We start from the raw sequence: 15,160 nt of genomic DNA, 5'->3' as shown, positions 1-15,160 counted from the left end.
ACGGCCGCCGTTTTTGCGTCAGGTCGACGAATGCGCGACGCGCAGCATGTCGTGCACGCCGGACGTCATCAGCGCGAGAAACGCGAGCAGGCCGACATAGCACAGCGCGTACGTCGTCTTCGTCTCGATCGACGTCGCGTAGTACACGCGGTTCTCCGGCGCATCGGGATCGTAGCGCCACGCGCGCTTCAACTGAGGCAGCGCGAGGATCGCCATCACGATCAGCAACGGGCTCGGACGATACGCGAACAGCGCGATCAGCACGGGCACGCCCGCGAACCAGATACGCGGCGACAGCACCGCGGTGATCCGCCCGCCGTCGAACGGCGACAGCGGAATCATGTTGAACAAGTTGAGGAAGAAGCCCGTATACGACAGCGCGAGCAGCAAGTTGCTGTCGTAGTGGCGCGCGGCCGCGTAGCAGGCCAGCGCACCGAGCGTGCCGACGAACGGCCCGGCGAGCCCGACGTACGCCTCGGTTTCCGCGTCGTGCGGCATCTCCTTCAACTGGATCCACGCGCCGACGAACGGGATGAAGGTCGGCAGCCCGACGTCGAGCCCGCGCCGCTGTGCGGCCATGTAGTGGCCGGCCTCGTGCACCAGCAGCAATGCAACGAAACCGGCCGCGAACCGCCAGCCGTAGAACAGCGCGTAGACCGCGATCGACGCCAGCATGGTGCCCGCCGACACGAGCACCTTGCCGAGCTTGAGGCCGCCGAAGATCAGCAGCAACAGCTTCGTCATTCCTTGCGCTCCGTGCCCGACGCGTCGGACACGCCGGATGCGTCGGCGACGGCCGGCACCGCGGCCGGCTTCGGCTTGCGCCCGAAGAAGCGCTTCAGCGCCGCGCCGCCGGCCAGCAGCGCGACCGCGCCGACCTTGAAGAACTTCACCGCGAACGCGCCGATCAGCGCGAGCAGGCCGAGCTTCTTCGCGCCGACGCCGACGATCAGCGCCGCGAGGCCATACTCGGCGACGTGGTCGGTCGACTTGTTGAAATCGGCGTAGCGCTTGCCGTCGTTGAAGCTGATGTTCGACAGCAGCTCGTCGGCCGACGCCTTGTATTTCGGCATATCGGCGAGCGTCGACGCCATCGTCAGCGACAGGTAGCCGTCGCGGCCGAGCACGAGCGTCCGGTAGTTCACGCCGTCGTTCTCGGCGTTCGGCGCCGCGCCCTTGTCGCGGATGATCGCGGACCATACGAGCCGATGCGTGGCCGCGTCGTACGCGGGCGCCTTCGCCCAGCCGACCACCTCGGTTTCCGGCAGGCCGCGTTCCTTGCGCCCGGGGTTGTCTTCCTCGGTGCCGGACTGCAGGCTCTTCAGCAGTTCGTCGGGCTTCCAGTCCTTCGCGTCGTCGTCGCGGATATAGCCGCTCGGCTCGAACGACACGACCGAGATCCAGTCGGCGTCGGGATCGTCGGGCAGCACGAGGCCGACCAGCTTCGTTTCGTCGATCGAGTTGCCCATCGAGCGCAGGTAGCGGCCGGCTTCGGCAGCCGGCACGAACGACTCGCCGGCCTTCAGCTTCAGCACGGCTTCGTGTTTCACATCGATGTCGGTCGGGCCCTTCACGACGGCATCGTTGGCGGCTGCGGCAGCGGCCCTCATTTCCACCTGCGCAGCTTCGGTCTGCGCGTGGCCGCTGATCGCGGTGAATGCAAGCGTCGCCACGCAGGCGAGCCGGACGGCAAGTTTTTTCATTGTTGGATTCCCCTGGAATGCCTTGTCGTAAATATGCACGGCGTCGGCCCATGCGTTTTCAATCGCGGGTCCGGCGTCGTCTCTCAGTTGGCACGGGGGCTATGGTAACGCAGCGCCGTGATACGCCCGGGGAACGGCGCGACGCTTACGTCGCAGGTAATGCCCAAGGTGCGCGGGATTGCCTATCATCTGCTGCATGAACCCGACCGCCGCCCTCCATTCGCCCTCCCCGTCCGCCGGCCGCGCAGCCGGCATCGGCCCGCTGCTGCGCACGTGGCGCCAGCGCCGGCGCCTGAGCCAGATGGCGCTCGCACTCGATGCGGAGGTCTCCGCGCGTCACCTGAGCTTCGTCGAATCGGGCCGCGCGCAGCCGAGCCGCGAGATGGTGCTGCATCTCGCGGAGCGTCTCGACGTGCCGCTGCGCGAACGCAATGCGCTGCTCGTCGCGGCCGGCTTCGCGCCGCTGTTTCGCGAACGGCCGTTTTCGGATCCGCAGCTCGATGCCGCGCGCCATGCGGTCGAAGCCGTGCTGCGCGGCCACGAGCCCTACCCGGCGCTCGCCGTGGACCGCCACTGGACGTTGCTCGCCGCGAACCGGATGCTCGGCGCCCTGGTCGCGCAGGCCGATCCGTCGTTGCTGCAACCGCCCGTCAACGTGCTTCGGCTGAGCCTGCATCCGGATGGAATCGCATCGCAGATCGTCAACTGGCATGAATGGCGCGCGCACATCCTGCATCGGCTGCAGCGGCAGATCGATGCAAGCGGCGACCGCACGCTGCACGCGCTACGCGACGAGCTCGCCGCGTATCCGGCGCCGGCCGGGCAACCCGAAGACCCGCCGGCGCACGCCGACTTCGCGGATATCGCCGTGCCGCTAAGGCTGCGCACGGCGGCCGGCGAGCTGACGTTCTTCAGCACAACGACAGTGTTCGGCACGCCGGTCGACGTGACACTGTCGGAGCTGGCGATCGAGGCGTTTTTTCCCGCGAATCCGGAGACGGTGGAAGCAATGCGGGCGCTGGCGGACGCATTGCCGGCGCAGTAACGCGTGCTGTCGGCGCCATCGCGCCGGCGGCACGCGTACGAGGTAACGGCGATCAGCGGCGCTCGAGCGCCAGCTTCACGCCAAGCCCGAGCAAGACCACCCCGCTGACGCGGTGCATGCGCGTCAGTATCCGCGGGTTGCGGCGGATCGATGCCGACAGCAGGCCGGCGAACACCGCAACCGGCCCCTTGACGAGAAACGTCAGGCAGGCAAAGGTCGCACCCAGCACGAACAGCGACAGCATCGGATGTGCGGCGCCCGCCTGCACGAATTGCGGCAGGAACGCGAAATAGAAAAGCGCGACCTTCGGATTCGACACGTTGGACAGCGCGCCTTGCGCGAACGTGCGAAGCCGCGATGCCTGCGCGCCGACGCCGCTCGCGAGCGTCAGTTCGCCCGACGAGCGCAACAGCGTGATGCCGAGGTACAGCAGGTACAACGCGCCGACCACCTTCAGCGCCGTGAAAAGCCATGCGGATGCCTGAAGCAGCGCGCCGAGCCCGAGCGTCGCGAGCATCGTGTGCACGAGCAGTCCGACGCTGACGCCCGCGGCGGTCACAAGGCCCGCGCGCGTGCCGCCGGACAGCGTGCGCGACATCACGAGAACCATGTCCTGGCCCGGCGTGACGATGATCAGCAGCGACGTTGCGATGAATGGAAGCCAGGATAGATGCGACATGGGATAGCTCCTGAACCGGATGGCCGACGGGCGGGAATCGCCCGGCCTGTCGTCAGATTATCGGCGCCTTCCCATGGAGATTGGATGCGTATTCGGCTACTTCGACTCTCGTAATTGGCGCTATTCTCTAGCATTCACCGATCGAGTAGTCAAAAATGCCAACCAAACTGGACGCGATCGACCGGCGCATTCTGCGTGCATTGCAACAGAATTCGAACCAGACGAATGCGGAACTCGCGCAACAGGCCGGGCTGTCCGCCACGCCCTGCCTGCGCCGCGTGCACTTGCTCGAAGAACAGGGCGTGATCGACGCGTATGTCGCGCTGCTGAACCCGGCCGCCGTCGACCTGCGATTCACGGCGTTCGTGCGCGTCACGCTCGAGCGCCAGGACAAGAAGACGGTCGAACGCTTCGCGCGCGAGATGGAACAAGCGCCCGAAGTGCTCGAATGCCACCTGATGGCCGGCAGCTACGACTACCTGCTGCGCGTGATCGCCCGCGATCTCGACGATTACCAACGCTTCCAGATGGAGACGCTCACGCAGATCGAAGGCGTCCGCAACGTCGAGACCGAGATTCCGCTGAAGCGCATCAAGCAGACGGTGCGCTTGCCGATCTAGGTGTCGAGGAACGTCACGGCCTGCCCCTGCGGCTCCCCGTTCAGCGCACCGTCGCGCACCACGACCTGCCCGCGCACGACCGTATGCACGGGCCAGCCCGTGACCGCGCACCCGTCGTACGGTGTCCAGCCGCATATGCTGGCGATCCATTCGTCGCGAATGATCCGCCGCGCGTGCAGGTCGACGATGCTGAAATCGGCGTCGTAGCCCACCGCAATGCGCCCTTTGCCCGCGATGCCGAAAACGCGCGCCGGCCCGGCGCTGGTCAGGTCGACCAGCCGTTCGAGGCTCAGGCGGCCCGCATGCACGTGATCGAGCATCAGCGGCAGCAACGTCTGCACGCCGGTCATCCCGCTCGGCGACTGCGGATAGGGCCGGCGCTTTTCGTCGCGCGTATGCGGCGCGTGATCGCTGCCGATCACGTCGACCACGCCGTCGCGAACGGCCTGCCACAGCGCGTCCTGATGATGCCGCTCACGCACGGGCGGATTCATCTGCGCGAACGTGCCGAGCCGTTCGTAGCAATCGGGCGCATGCAGGCTCAGGTGATGCGGGGTGACCTCGACGGTCACGCGACGCCGATGCCGAGCGAGCCACGCCATTTCCTCGGCGGTGGACACGTGCAGCACATGCAGCCGGCGGCCCGTCTCGGCGGCCAGCCCGACGATGCGCCGCGTCGCATCCAGCGCGCTTTGCGGGTCGCGCCAGCGCGGATGGTCGCGCACGTCGCCGCTTGCCTCCACGAGCGCCCGGCGTTCGCGTAGCCGCGCTTCGTCCTCCGCGTGCACGGCCATGCGCCGCCGCCCGTTGCGCACGATCCGGCGCAGCACGGCTTCGTCGTCGGCCAGCAGGTCGCCGAACGAACTGCCCATGAAGACCTTCACGCCCGCGCAGCCCGGCAGGGTTTCAAGCGTCGGCAACCATTCGGCGTTCACGGCCGAGCCGCCGATGTAGAACGCGTAGTCGCACCACGCACGGCCGCGCGCCCGCTCCAGCTTGGCCTGCAGATCCTGCGCGGTCAGCGTCAGCGGATGCGTATTGGGCATCTCGAAAATCGTCGTGACGCTGCCGAGCACCGCGCCGCGCGTGCCGGCCTCGATGGTCTCCTTGTGCGTCAGGCCCGGTTCGCGGAAATGCACCTGGCTGTCGACGACACCCGGCAGCACATGCAGGCCGCCGGCATCCAGGAGGACGTCGGCGCTCCAGGTGCCGTGCAACGCACCCAGCGCGACGACGCGGCCGTCCACGCACGCGACGTCGATCCGCTCGGCACCGTTGGGCGTCATCGCCGTGCCACCGTGCACGAGCAGGTCGACATGGCGTCGCTTCAGCGCGTCGGTCGCGCCTCCTTCACGTCGAACGGGATCGTCCATGACTCAGAACTCGTTCTGGATGTGCTTGTAGCCCAGCACCAGCGCATTGTTCGTGCGAGCGACGTCCTCGGAGAAGTCGCTCGCGTCGGCCGTCACCTGCGGCAAGGCGGCGAGATCGGTTTCCGGCCCGATGCGCTCGGTCGAGCGCACGTAGAAACCCGGCGGCAGGTGGCAGCCGTCGACGACGGCGTTGTAGCGCACCACGCAGCCGTCGTCGATGGTGCAGTTGAACAGCACGCTGTTGAAGCCGACGAACACGCCGTTGCCGACCTTGCACGGCCCGTGGACGATCGCGCGGTGCGCAATCGACGTGTGCTGGCCGATGGTGACGCTCGCGCCCGACTTCGAATGGATCACCACGCCGTCCTGGATGTTCGAATGCGCTCCGATCACGATCGGCGCGATCCGGCCGCCGTCGTCCGTTTCGTCGGCGCGGATCACCGCGTACGGGCCGATGAACACGTTCTCCTCGACGATCACGAGCCCGCACAGAATGGCGGTCGGATCGACGAATGCACTCGGATGTATCTGCGGCAGGTCGCCGCGCGGATTTTTTCTGATCATCAGGATTCCTGCGTTGAAATGGAGCGACCGCGCTTGATCCGCTCGAACAGGCCCGGATCGCACCACTGCCCGGCGATGGCCGGCGCGAACACGATGTCGTCCAGGTCGATGCGGCCCATGCGCGGGTTGAACGCATCGTCGCGAAAACACTGCGCGTAACCGGTTTCGGTCTCGTGAACGATGATCGAATGCAGCCGCACGTCGGCTTCGCCGTTCGACATGCGCGTGCAGGACAGCGCCGCATCGACGAGGCGAAACAACACGCGCGAGAACTGCTCGGCGCTCGGCGACACGGGCAGCAGCACCCAGCGCTCGGAATTCCGGCGCATGCTCTCGACATAGCTCGGATCGTCATCCGACCACAGCGTCACCGCATGGTCGAACGCGTCGATCAGGTCGCGCACGTCGCCCTTGAGCAGCCCGAAGTCGTAGATCATCTGCCCGTGGTCCAGCGCATGCGCTTCGAGCAACAGCTCGACACGATACGAATGACCATGGATCGAATGCGAGCAGCGCCGCGTGCTGCAGCCGCGCACCACGTGCGCGTTCTCGAACCGGAACAACTTGCGGATCAGCATGCGTCGGCGCCTTCGCGAACCGGCGCGGCCCAGGCCACCGCATCGTGCGGATGCAGGCTTTCCAGATGGCGCACGTGCACGCGCGGGTTCGCATGGCGGCCGTCGAGCGCGGCCTGGACACGGCGTGCGGCATCCTCGACGAACATCAGGTTCCCGCCGTTCAGCACCGCGAACGCCTGCTCGTCCGCGCGCTTGACGGCCGTCTGCACCGGCGTGCCGAGCGCGTGCTCGATGCGATCGATCAGGTCGATCAGCCCCAGCGTCGCGCCATCGGCCGGCAGCCCGACGCTGACGACGGCTTCGCTACGCTGGCTGTGCGGCGTGGCCGCCGTCGCATGGCGTTTCAGCCACGCGGCGACCGCCTCCGGTTCCACGCGATCGTCGCGGCCGAACGCAGCCAGGAACGCCTGCTCGATCCAGTGCCGCGACAGCGCGGCCGAGCACGGGCACGTCGACGAATAGACGACCGTCACCTCCGTGCGCAACTCGAACCCGAAGTCGGTCAACGTCGCGTCGATCCGAACCGGATAGGCCTTCCACCCGGCGAGCCCGTCAGTCACCAGCGCGGCGCGGCGCGCCAGCAGGTCGAAGCGCAGCCGTAGCCGCGCACTGCGCGTGTCGCAGTCGCGATGGCTGTCGACCATCGCATGCAGCACATGCCGGAGGCCGGCCGGCGACAGCGCCGCACCATCGCCGAGCCCGTCGAGCAGCCGGTACAGCCGCGACATGTGGATGCCCTTCACGTGCGGCGCGGGAAGGTCGACCTGCACGTCGGCGCGTGCATGCACGTCGCGGCGGCAGCCGGGCTCGGCCACCGCAACGGGCAGGTCGATGCCCTGCATGCCGACCCATTCGAGCGGGCGGCGGCCCGGCGCGGCATCGGTCAGGGAAACATCGGGAAGAGGTGCGTTCATGCTCGGGATCCGGTGGAGCGCCTTCTCCATCCGGATCGATGCAGGAAGCGCGTTCAGGTCAGGGCCAGTCGCGAAACGGGTTGTCCCACGTGGTCCAGTGTTCGGGGCCGGTCGCCATCTCGGCGTCGGTCAGCAGACACGCGTCGAAGCGCGCGCGCAGCGCGGGCTCGTCCATGTCCATGCCGATCAGCACCAGCTCCTGCCGCGCGTCGCCGACGCGTTCGTCCCAACGCGCGCGGATCTGCGCGACGGCTTCCGCGTCCTGCGGCCAGCGCTCGGGCGGCACGGCCGCCCACCAGTGGCCGGCCGGCCCGTGCCGCGCGACCGCGCCGGCCTGCGACCACGAACCGGCGACGGTCGGATGGGTGGCGAGCCAGTAAAACCCCTTCGAGCGGACGACGCCCGGCCATTCGCTTTCGACGAGATCGAAGAAGCGCTGCGGATGGAACGGCCGCCGCGCGCGGTAGACGAAGCTGCGGATGCCGTATTCGTCGGTCTCGGGCGTGTGTGTGCCGCGCAGCTCCTGCAGCCAGCCCGGCGCGCGCGACGCCGCGTCGAAATCGAACAGGCCCGTGTCGAGCACGCGCTCGAGCGGCACCTTGCCGAATTCGGCGATCTCGATCCGTGCCCGCGGGTTCAAGCCGCGCAGCAGCGCGACCAGCCGCTCGCGTGCGCTGTCGTCGATCAGGTCGATCTTGTTGATCACGATCACGTCGCAGAACTCGATCTGGTCGATCAGCAGATCGACCACCGTGCGCGCATCCTCGTCGCCCATCGATTCACCGCGCGACTGCAGGCTGTCGCGCGATGCGTAGTCGCGCAGGAAATTGAATGCATCGACCACCGTCACCATCGTGTCGAGCCGCGCGACTTCGCCGAGGCAGCGGCCGTCTTCGCCTTCGAACGTGAACGTCTCGGCCACCGGCAGCGGCTCCGAGATGCCGGTCGATTCGATCACGAGCTGGTCGAAGCGCCCTTCGCGCGCGAGCCGGTCGACCTCGATCAGCAGATCCTCGCGCAGCGTGCAGCAGATGCAGCCGTTGCTCATCTCGACCAGCTTCTCGTCGGTGCGCGACAGCCCCGCGCCGCCGTCGCGGACGAGCGCCGCGTCGATGTTGACCTCGGACATGTCGTTAACGATCACCGCGACGCGCCGGCCCTCGCGATTGTTCAGGATGTGGTTGAGCAGCGTCGTCTTGCCGGCGCCGAGGAAGCCGGACAGGACGGTCACGGGAAGACGCGTGGACGGAGGGAGTGCGGGGCTCATCGGGCGATTCCGGAAGGGACGTGGACGATCATCGAGTGATACATTGTATCGCAACGATATAACATATCATTTCGGGCGTCCAGCAGATCGGTCGCGAGGCATCGCTTTCGCACGAACGGACGGCGGCATCCGCACCGCACGTGGCATGCCGATTGAAAGGTGTGGTTGATAAGCTTGCCGGCGAGACCGTTGGCCGACTCCCCACACGATGAACAAGAAAATACTGTCCGCGCTGTCACTCTGCGCCGCGCTGCCCTGCCTCGCGCTCGCCCAATCCATCGCAGCCCCGACGCTGAAGCCCGGCGATACCTGGACCTACATCAACACCGTCGAACTCGGCCCAAACGGCTGGCGCCAGTCGCGTGACGAGATTTCCGTGCAGCGCACGACACCCGGGCACATCTACGTCGAAACCCGGCAAAGCGGCACGACGCAAGCGCCGCGCGAATTGATCGTCGACGCGGACTGGAGCCGGGCGCGCAGCGTCAACGGCACGGAAACCGTGGTGAACCGCCCGCTCGCGTTTCCGCTGACGGTCGGCAAGACCTGGGCGATCAGTTATTCCGAGTCGCACCCGAATCCGCAACACGCGTCGGAAGCGTACGACACGCATTACAAGGTCGTCGGCCCCGACACGGTCACGGTGCAGGGCGGGAAATTCGATGCGATCAAGATCGAGGCCGAAGGCACGTGGAAGGCGCAAGGTGCACCGGGGCAGTCGATCACGTCCGGCGTGTCCCGCAACGTGAATGGCTCGACGATCGTGATGCAAAGCCGCAACAACGGCACGGCGGAACAGACCGGCAAGACCTACAAGGCGTTCTGGTATGTGCCGGCGGTCGGGCGCTGGGTGAAGTCGGTCGAGGAGTACTACGACACGAACGGCGTGCGCACCGCGCGCTATTCGAACGAACTGGCGTCGTACCGGCGCGCGGGAACGGAAGGCAGCGCGCCGCTGGCCGCCCAGCCCGCGCCGGCAGCGGCGCCGCCGGAAGGCACGCCTCCCGGCGATCAATGACCCGGCGCGCGCCCGCTTACGTATAGAGCGACGCCGGCGGCAGTTCGCCCGCCAACGCGAACCGGCCCACATCGCGCAGCCGGTAATCGAGCGGATCGTGCAGCGTATGCGTGCGCGCGTTCCGCCAGAAGCGGTCGAGCCCGAGCGACGCGGCCGTCGCACGCGCGCCGCATGCATCGAACAGCGCCTCGCCGTTGTCGAGCGCCGCGCGCTGCGCGACGATCTTCGCCTCCGATACCGCGAGCGCCGCCTCGGCGCGCTCGTCCGCCGTCAGCGCATCCTGTTGCGCCCAAGCGTGCTGTAACGCAGCGGCCGCGCGATCGGCCAGCGCCGCCGCGGCGAGCGCCCGCACGCGCATGTCGCCGAAGCGCTGCAGCGTGTACGGATCGTCGCTCGCCTGTGCGACATCCGACTGTATCCAAGGGCGACCATGCTTCAGCACGTAGTCGCGCGCTTCCGCCAGCGCGCCTTCCGCGAGCCCGACGAACAGGTTCGTCAGCACGAGCTGCGACACGAGCGTGCGCAGCGTCGCGCGCGGTGTCGGCGGCGCTTCGGAGCGGTGCAGCACCTCGTCCGGCGCGAGCGTCACGCCGTCGAAGCGCACGCTGCCGCTGTCGGTCTGGCGCTGGCCGATCGGATCCCAGTCTTCGTTGACCGTGATCCCCGCGCGATCGGTCGGCACCACGCCGAACACGGTGCGGCCGGTGTCCGGATCGTGCGCGGACACCGTCATGCGCTGCGAGCCGCGCGTGCCGGAACAGAAGCCCTTCACGCCGTCGAGCCGGTAGCCGCCGTCGGGCGTCGCCGTGGCCACGAGCCGCGTGTCGAGCGGATTGACCGCATTGCCCCACCACCAGCCGTGCTCGACCGTGCCGCGCAGATAGCGTTCGCGCTGCGCGGCGCTGCCCCACACGTCGACGCTCACCACCTGCAGGCACTGGAACCCGACGAGATGCGCGAGCGCACTGTCGACACGCGCGATCCGCCGGATCGCCTCGTAGATCTCGGGCCACGCGGCGTCCTGCCCGCCGAATGCACGCGGCACCGCAAGCGTCAGCAGGCCCGCGTCGGCGAGCCACTGTTTCTCCTGCGCCGCATGACCGCCCGCGCGGTCGCGGGCGGCGGCGGTCGTGCGCAGCGCGTCGATCGCACGCGCCAGCGCATCGCGGTCAAACGCGCGCGCACGGGAATCCGGCGCGAATGTTGCCGGGCCGCGTGGATCGTTCATGCGAGGGCTTCCTGTTCGACGGCTTCACCCGACAGCGGCACGAGCGCGTCGAGCCGGCGGCCGGTCAGCCGCGCCAGGATCTCGCGCCGCCAGTCGTCGTAGATCGCGCGGTAGTCGGCGATATCCGCACCGAACACGTGCGCGGTGTGCGCATACTCGTCGTGCAGATAACCGTCGAGCCGCGCCTGTGTTTCCTCGTCGGCCGCGATCACGCGATCGATCAGCGCGTCGCGCTCGGCCGCCGGCAGCGCCTTCAACGTGTCGAACCACCACTGGACGATCTGCACGCGATGCCACTCCTCGTCCGGCCGGATCCGGTTCTCGCCATGCTCGCGCATCGCGCTGTCGCCGATACGGCCGGTCTTGCGCTGGATCCACAGCTTCGCGAGGATGTGCAGCTCGTAATGCCACTCGAACGCGAGAAAGCCCGCGACGTCGCGCACCGCGATATCGCCGATGCGCGCCCAGTGCGCGGCGACGAGCCGGTCGACTTCCGGCAGCGGATCGCGCCCCGTCAGTTCGGTCACGCGCTCGCGGCCGATCACCGCGTGTGCGCCGTCGTCGCCGAGCTGGCGCGACAGGATCAGCTGGAAATGCGGATCGTCGCGGAACAGCGTGTCGATCGCCTTCGCGACGACCTGCACGATGAACAGGTCGTGCGATGCCATCTTCGTGTAGTAGTCGGCGACGGCGGCCAGCTCGTCGTCATTGCGCGGCTCGCGCGGCGGCGTGACCAGCTTGGCCGGGAAGCCCGGACGATGGCGTCGCGCCACGTCGAGAAACAGCGCTTCCTCGAATTGTCCGTTCCATTCGCGCGGCGCGCCGATGGGCAAAGTCATGATGTATCGGTCTCTCAGGATCGTTGATAAGGCGAGCGGACGCTTGTGGCGTCGCTCAGGTACGCCGGGTCACGCGTCGGACCAGGCGGTCGCCCGTGATTTGCACGGCCGAAACGAGTGCGATCAGGATCACGATCACGGTCACCATGACGGTCGTGTCGAAACGCTGATAGCCGTAGCGGATCGCGAGGTCGCCGAGCCCGCCCGCGCCGACGGCGCCCGCCATCGCGGTCGAGCCGATCAGCGCGACGACGGTAATGGTGAAGCCGCCGAGCATGCCGGGCAGCGCTTCGGGCAGCAGCACGTGCCAGACGATGTGGCGGCGCTTCGCGCCCATCGCGAGCGCGGCCTCGATCAGCCCGCGATCGACTTCACGCAGGCTGACCTCGGCGATCCGCGCGAAGAACGGGATCGCGGCGATCGACAGCGGCACGACGGCCGCCCATACGCCGATCGTCGTGCCGATCAGCACGCGCGTGAACGGCAGCAGCGCGACAAGCAGGATGATGAACGGCGTCGAGCGGAACACGTTGACGAGCGCGCCGAGCACCGCGTTCACGCCGCGCCGCGCGTAGATGCCGCCGGGCGCGGTCGTCACGAGGATCACCGCGAGCGGGATGCCGATCAGCGCCGCGATCGCGGCCGACGCAGCGACCATCGACAGCGTGTCGCGAATCGCGTCGAGCAGTTCGGGCCACCAGAGGTCAAACATAGCCGAGCACCTCCGCGTGATTCGCGTGGCGGCGCGCGCGTTCGAGCAGTGCGGCCACCGCGCCGCCGCGGGCCAGCGATTGGTCAGCATCATCCACGCGCGGTGCTGCCGCGATCACGAGCCGCCCTTGCGCATGCCCCTGGATGCGCTCGATCCCACCGTGCAGGAACCGCACGGAGCCGCCGAGCGCCGCCGCGAGCGCGCCGACATCCGGCTCGCCGCCGCTCTCGCCCGTATAGCGAACGTCGAGCACGACTTGCGCGCCTTCAGGCAACGCGGCCTGCTCGGGCAACGGCTGCACGCGCGCGGCCAGTTCGGCCGGCAGGTCGTGCACGAGCGTGCTGAGCAGCGCGCGCGTCGCGCCGTGGCGCGGATCGCCGAACACGCGCCACACGGGGCCCGTTTCGACGACTTCGCCCTGTTCGATCACCGCGACCGTATCGCACACCGCGCGGATCACTTCCATCTCGTGCGTGATCAGCACGATCGTCAGCCCGAGGCGGCGGTTGATGTCGGCGAGCAGCGCGAGGATCGACTGCGTCGTCTCCGGATCGAGCGCCGAGGTCGCCTCGTCGCACAGCAGCACCTCGGGATCGTGCACGAGCGCGCGGGCAATGCCGACGCGCTGCTTCTGCCCGCCCGACAGGCTGGCCGGATATGCGTCGCGTTTCGCGGCCAGCCCGACGAGTTCGAGCAGCGCCTCGACCTTGCGCACGCGCTCGGCCTTCGGCACGCCGGCGATCTTCAGCGGCAGCGCGACGTTCTCGAACACCGTCTTCGCGGACAGCAGGTTGAAATGCTGGAACACCATGCCGGTGCGGCGGCGCAGCGCGACGAGCCCGTCTTCGTCGAGCGCACCGACGTCGACGCCCTGCACGCGCACGCGGCCCGAGCTCGGCCGTTCGAGCCCGTTCACGAGCCGCAGCAGCGTCGACTTCCCGGCGCCGCTGCGGCCGATGATCCCGAAGACCTCACCGCGCCGCACGTCGAGCGTCACGTCGCGCAGCGCGGCGGCCTGGCCGCGCTGCGTTGCGAACACCTTGCCGACCTGCTCCAGCGACACGGCGGCGCCGCTGGCCGATTCGGCCGACACGGCCGCTGCGTCACGCGTCGCGGCAGCGGCACCGGCACGCGCGGCCGATGCGTCGATGAAACCCAGCGTATCGAACAATTGCGTCATCGCTTCGCTCCGTCACGTTCAGGCATGCGCGGGATGCGCGGGTTCCGTTGCCGGCGCGGCGGCCGGCCGGTACTGCGCGCCCGTGTGCCACGCGGGCAGGCGCGGGCCCGCGCCGAACAGCTTCTCGCGCAGCGTCGGCGCGGGATCGTAGTCTTCCTTGTAGACGCCGCGGTTCTGCAGCTCGGGCACGACCCAGTCGACGAAATCCTCGAACGACTCCGGCATCACGGTGCGCGTCAGGTTGAAACCGTCGATGCCTGTCTCGTCGATCCACGACTGCAGTTCGTCCGCGACCTGCGACGGCGAGCCGACGATCGGCGCATAGCGCCCGCCGAGCGACATCTGTTCGAGCATGCGGCGCACGGTCCACGTGCCGGCCGTGCTCTTGCGCGAGATCGCGTCGACGGCCGACTGGATCGAGTCGGTCTTCACATACGAGATCGGCTCGTCGAGGCCGTACTTCGCGAAGTCGATGCCAGTCGAGCTCGCGAAATGCGCGAGGCCTGCTTCCGGGCTCGCATAGCGCCGGTATTCGTCGAACTTCTCTCGTGCGAGCAGCTCGGTCTCCGCCGTCACTACGCTCACGCCCGCGAAGATCCTGATCGATGCCGGGTCGCGCCCCTGCCGCGCGGCAGCCGCACGGATGTCGAGCGCCGCCGCACGCGCGGCGGCCTTGCTTTGGCCATTCACGAACACGCATTCGGCATGACGACCCGCGAACTCGACGCCGCGCGCGGACGCCCCGGCCTGGTACAGCACCGGCGTGCGCTGCAGCGACGGCTCGCTCAGGTGGATCGCGTCGATCGAATAGAACGGCCCGTCGTGCTTCACGCGCCGCACCTTGCCCGGCTGCGCGAACACGCGCGCCTGCGCATCGCGGATCACCGCGTCGTCGTCCCAGCTCTGCTCCCACAGCTTGTAGACGACGTCCATGTAGTCGTCCGCGCGCGCGTAGCGGTCGTCGTGGCCGATCTGCTGCGCGAGGCCCATGCCGCGCGCGGCGCTGTCGAGATAGCCGGTGACGATGTTCCAGCCCACGCGCCCTTTCGTCAGGTGATCGAGCGTCGACGTGCGGCGTGCGAACAGGTAAGGCGGCTCGTAGGTGAGGTTCGCGGTCACGCCGAAGCCGAGATGCTTCGTGACCTGCGCCATCGCCGGCACGAGCAGCAGCGGATCGTTGACGGGCACCTGTACCGATTCGCGCAGCGCGGCATCGGGGCCGCCGCCGAACACGTCGTACACGCCGACGATGTCGGCGAGGAAGATCCCGTCGAACTTGCCGCGTTCGAGCGTTTTCGCGAGGTCGGCCCAGTAGTCGAGATCGGTGTAGTGCGCGGAGCGGTCGCGCGGATGCGTCCACAGCCCGTGGTTGATGTGCCCGACGCAGTTCATGTTGAACGCGTTGAGCAGGATCTTCTTGCGGTTCGCCGTCGTCATATA

At 68.2% G+C, this 15,160-nt stretch carries 16 protein-coding genes; 3 read left to right on the top strand and 13 right to left on the bottom strand.

Going from position 1 to position 15,160, the window contains the following annotated elements:
- Nucleotides 1-18 precede the first annotated feature (18 nt).
- Both HAV18_RS13830 and HAV18_RS13825 read right to left on the bottom strand, forming a co-directional pair.
- Complete coding sequence (locus tag HAV18_RS13830) at nt 19-744, bottom strand: site-2 protease family protein (RefSeq protein ID WP_166956551.1); 726 nt, start codon at nt 742-744, stop codon at nt 19-21.
- Nucleotides 741-1,703 (bottom strand): DUF2167 domain-containing protein, encoded by a 963-nt coding sequence (locus HAV18_RS13825; protein ID WP_166956548.1) that lies wholly within the window; start codon nt 1,701-1,703, stop codon nt 741-743. The genes HAV18_RS13830 and HAV18_RS13825 overlap by 4 nt, the downstream gene beginning before the upstream one ends.
- Before the next feature lie 196 nt (nt 1,704-1,899).
- Between HAV18_RS13825 and HAV18_RS13820 the strand changes: the two genes are divergently transcribed.
- Nucleotides 1,900-2,748 (top strand): helix-turn-helix domain-containing protein, encoded by an 849-nt coding sequence (locus HAV18_RS13820; RefSeq protein ID WP_166956545.1) that lies wholly within the window; start codon nt 1,900-1,902, stop codon nt 2,746-2,748.
- A 52-nt stretch (nt 2,749-2,800) separates the two neighbouring features.
- On the opposite strand, the gene HAV18_RS13815 is transcribed toward HAV18_RS13820, so the two are convergent.
- Entirely contained in the window at nt 2,801-3,427 is a 627-nt protein-coding gene (locus HAV18_RS13815; protein ID WP_166956542.1) for a LysE family translocator, read from the bottom strand.
- 155 nt (nt 3,428-3,582) lie between these two features.
- Between HAV18_RS13815 and HAV18_RS13810 the strand changes: the two genes are divergently transcribed.
- Nucleotides 3,583-4,047 (top strand): Lrp/AsnC family transcriptional regulator, encoded by a 465-nt coding sequence (locus HAV18_RS13810; protein ID WP_048245841.1) that lies wholly within the window; start codon nt 3,583-3,585, stop codon nt 4,045-4,047.
- Here HAV18_RS13810 and HAV18_RS13805 read toward each other — a convergent pair.
- The 5 genes from HAV18_RS13805 to zigA are packed head-to-tail and all read right to left on the bottom strand — an operon-like array spanning nt 4,044 to nt 8,743.
- Nucleotides 4,044-5,420, bottom strand: coding sequence for a dihydroorotase (locus HAV18_RS13805; protein ID WP_166956539.1), 1,377 nt, complete (start codon nt 5,418-5,420; stop codon nt 4,044-4,046). The two genes, HAV18_RS13810 and HAV18_RS13805, sit on opposite strands and share 4 nt — an antisense overlap.
- A gap of 3 nt (nt 5,421-5,423) precedes the next feature.
- Nucleotides 5,424-5,984: a carbonate dehydratase gene (locus HAV18_RS13800; RefSeq protein WP_166956536.1), complete on the bottom strand. Its 561-nt coding sequence runs from the start codon at nt 5,982-5,984 to the stop codon at nt 5,424-5,426.
- On the bottom strand, nt 5,984-6,562 hold the full coding sequence (locus tag HAV18_RS13795; RefSeq protein ID WP_166956533.1) for a 6-carboxytetrahydropterin synthase: 579 nt from the start codon (nt 6,560-6,562) through the stop codon (nt 5,984-5,986). Before HAV18_RS13795 ends, HAV18_RS13800 begins: the two co-directional genes overlap by 1 nt.
- Nucleotides 6,556-7,476: a GTP cyclohydrolase FolE2 gene (gene folE2 / locus HAV18_RS13790; protein WP_166956530.1), complete on the bottom strand. Its 921-nt coding sequence runs from the start codon at nt 7,474-7,476 to the stop codon at nt 6,556-6,558. Before folE2 ends, HAV18_RS13795 begins: the two co-directional genes overlap by 7 nt.
- 58 nt (nt 7,477-7,534) lie before the next feature.
- Nucleotides 7,535-8,743: a zinc metallochaperone GTPase ZigA gene (gene zigA / locus HAV18_RS13785; RefSeq protein ID WP_166956527.1), complete on the bottom strand. Its 1,209-nt coding sequence runs from the start codon at nt 8,741-8,743 to the stop codon at nt 7,535-7,537.
- 208 nt (nt 8,744-8,951) lie between these two features.
- Between zigA and HAV18_RS13780 the strand changes: the two genes are divergently transcribed.
- On the top strand, nt 8,952-9,761 hold the full coding sequence (locus HAV18_RS13780; RefSeq protein WP_166956524.1) for a hypothetical protein: 810 nt from the start codon (nt 8,952-8,954) through the stop codon (nt 9,759-9,761).
- A 16-nt stretch (nt 9,762-9,777) separates the two neighbouring features.
- Here the strand turns inward: HAV18_RS13780 and HAV18_RS13775 are convergent, their stop codons facing one another.
- Genes HAV18_RS13775 through HAV18_RS13755 form a run of 5 tightly spaced genes read right to left on the bottom strand, consistent with a single transcriptional unit; the run spans nt 9,778 to nt 15,157 of the window.
- Nucleotides 9,778-10,989, bottom strand: coding sequence for an acyl-CoA dehydrogenase family protein (locus HAV18_RS13775; protein WP_166956521.1), 1,212 nt, complete (start codon nt 10,987-10,989; stop codon nt 9,778-9,780).
- Complete coding sequence (locus HAV18_RS13770) at nt 10,986-11,828, bottom strand: hypothetical protein (protein WP_166956518.1); 843 nt, start codon at nt 11,826-11,828, stop codon at nt 10,986-10,988. The genes HAV18_RS13775 and HAV18_RS13770 overlap by 4 nt, the downstream gene beginning before the upstream one ends.
- A 55-nt stretch (nt 11,829-11,883) precedes the next feature.
- A complete protein-coding gene (locus HAV18_RS13765; protein ID WP_166956514.1) occupies nt 11,884-12,540 on the bottom strand; it encodes a methionine ABC transporter permease in 657 nt (218 codons plus the stop codon).
- A complete protein-coding gene (locus HAV18_RS13760; protein WP_166956511.1) occupies nt 12,533-13,720 on the bottom strand; it encodes a methionine ABC transporter ATP-binding protein in 1,188 nt (395 codons plus the stop codon). Before HAV18_RS13760 ends, HAV18_RS13765 begins: the two co-directional genes overlap by 8 nt.
- 18 nt (nt 13,721-13,738) lie before the next feature.
- Nucleotides 13,739-15,157 carry an LLM class flavin-dependent oxidoreductase gene (locus HAV18_RS13755; RefSeq protein ID WP_166956508.1) on the bottom strand — a complete coding sequence of 473 codons (1,419 nt, stop codon included), beginning with the start codon at nt 15,155-15,157 and terminating at the stop codon, nt 13,739-13,741.
- Between the last annotated feature and the right edge of the window lie 3 nt (nt 15,158-15,160).

The sequence above is a fragment of the Burkholderia sp. D-99 genome (assembly GCF_011605345.1).
GTDB lineage: Bacteria > Pseudomonadota > Gammaproteobacteria > Burkholderiales > Burkholderiaceae > Burkholderia.
The sequence above is the reverse complement of the archived record's forward strand: the minus strand, read 5'-3'. Positions and strand labels throughout refer to the sequence as shown.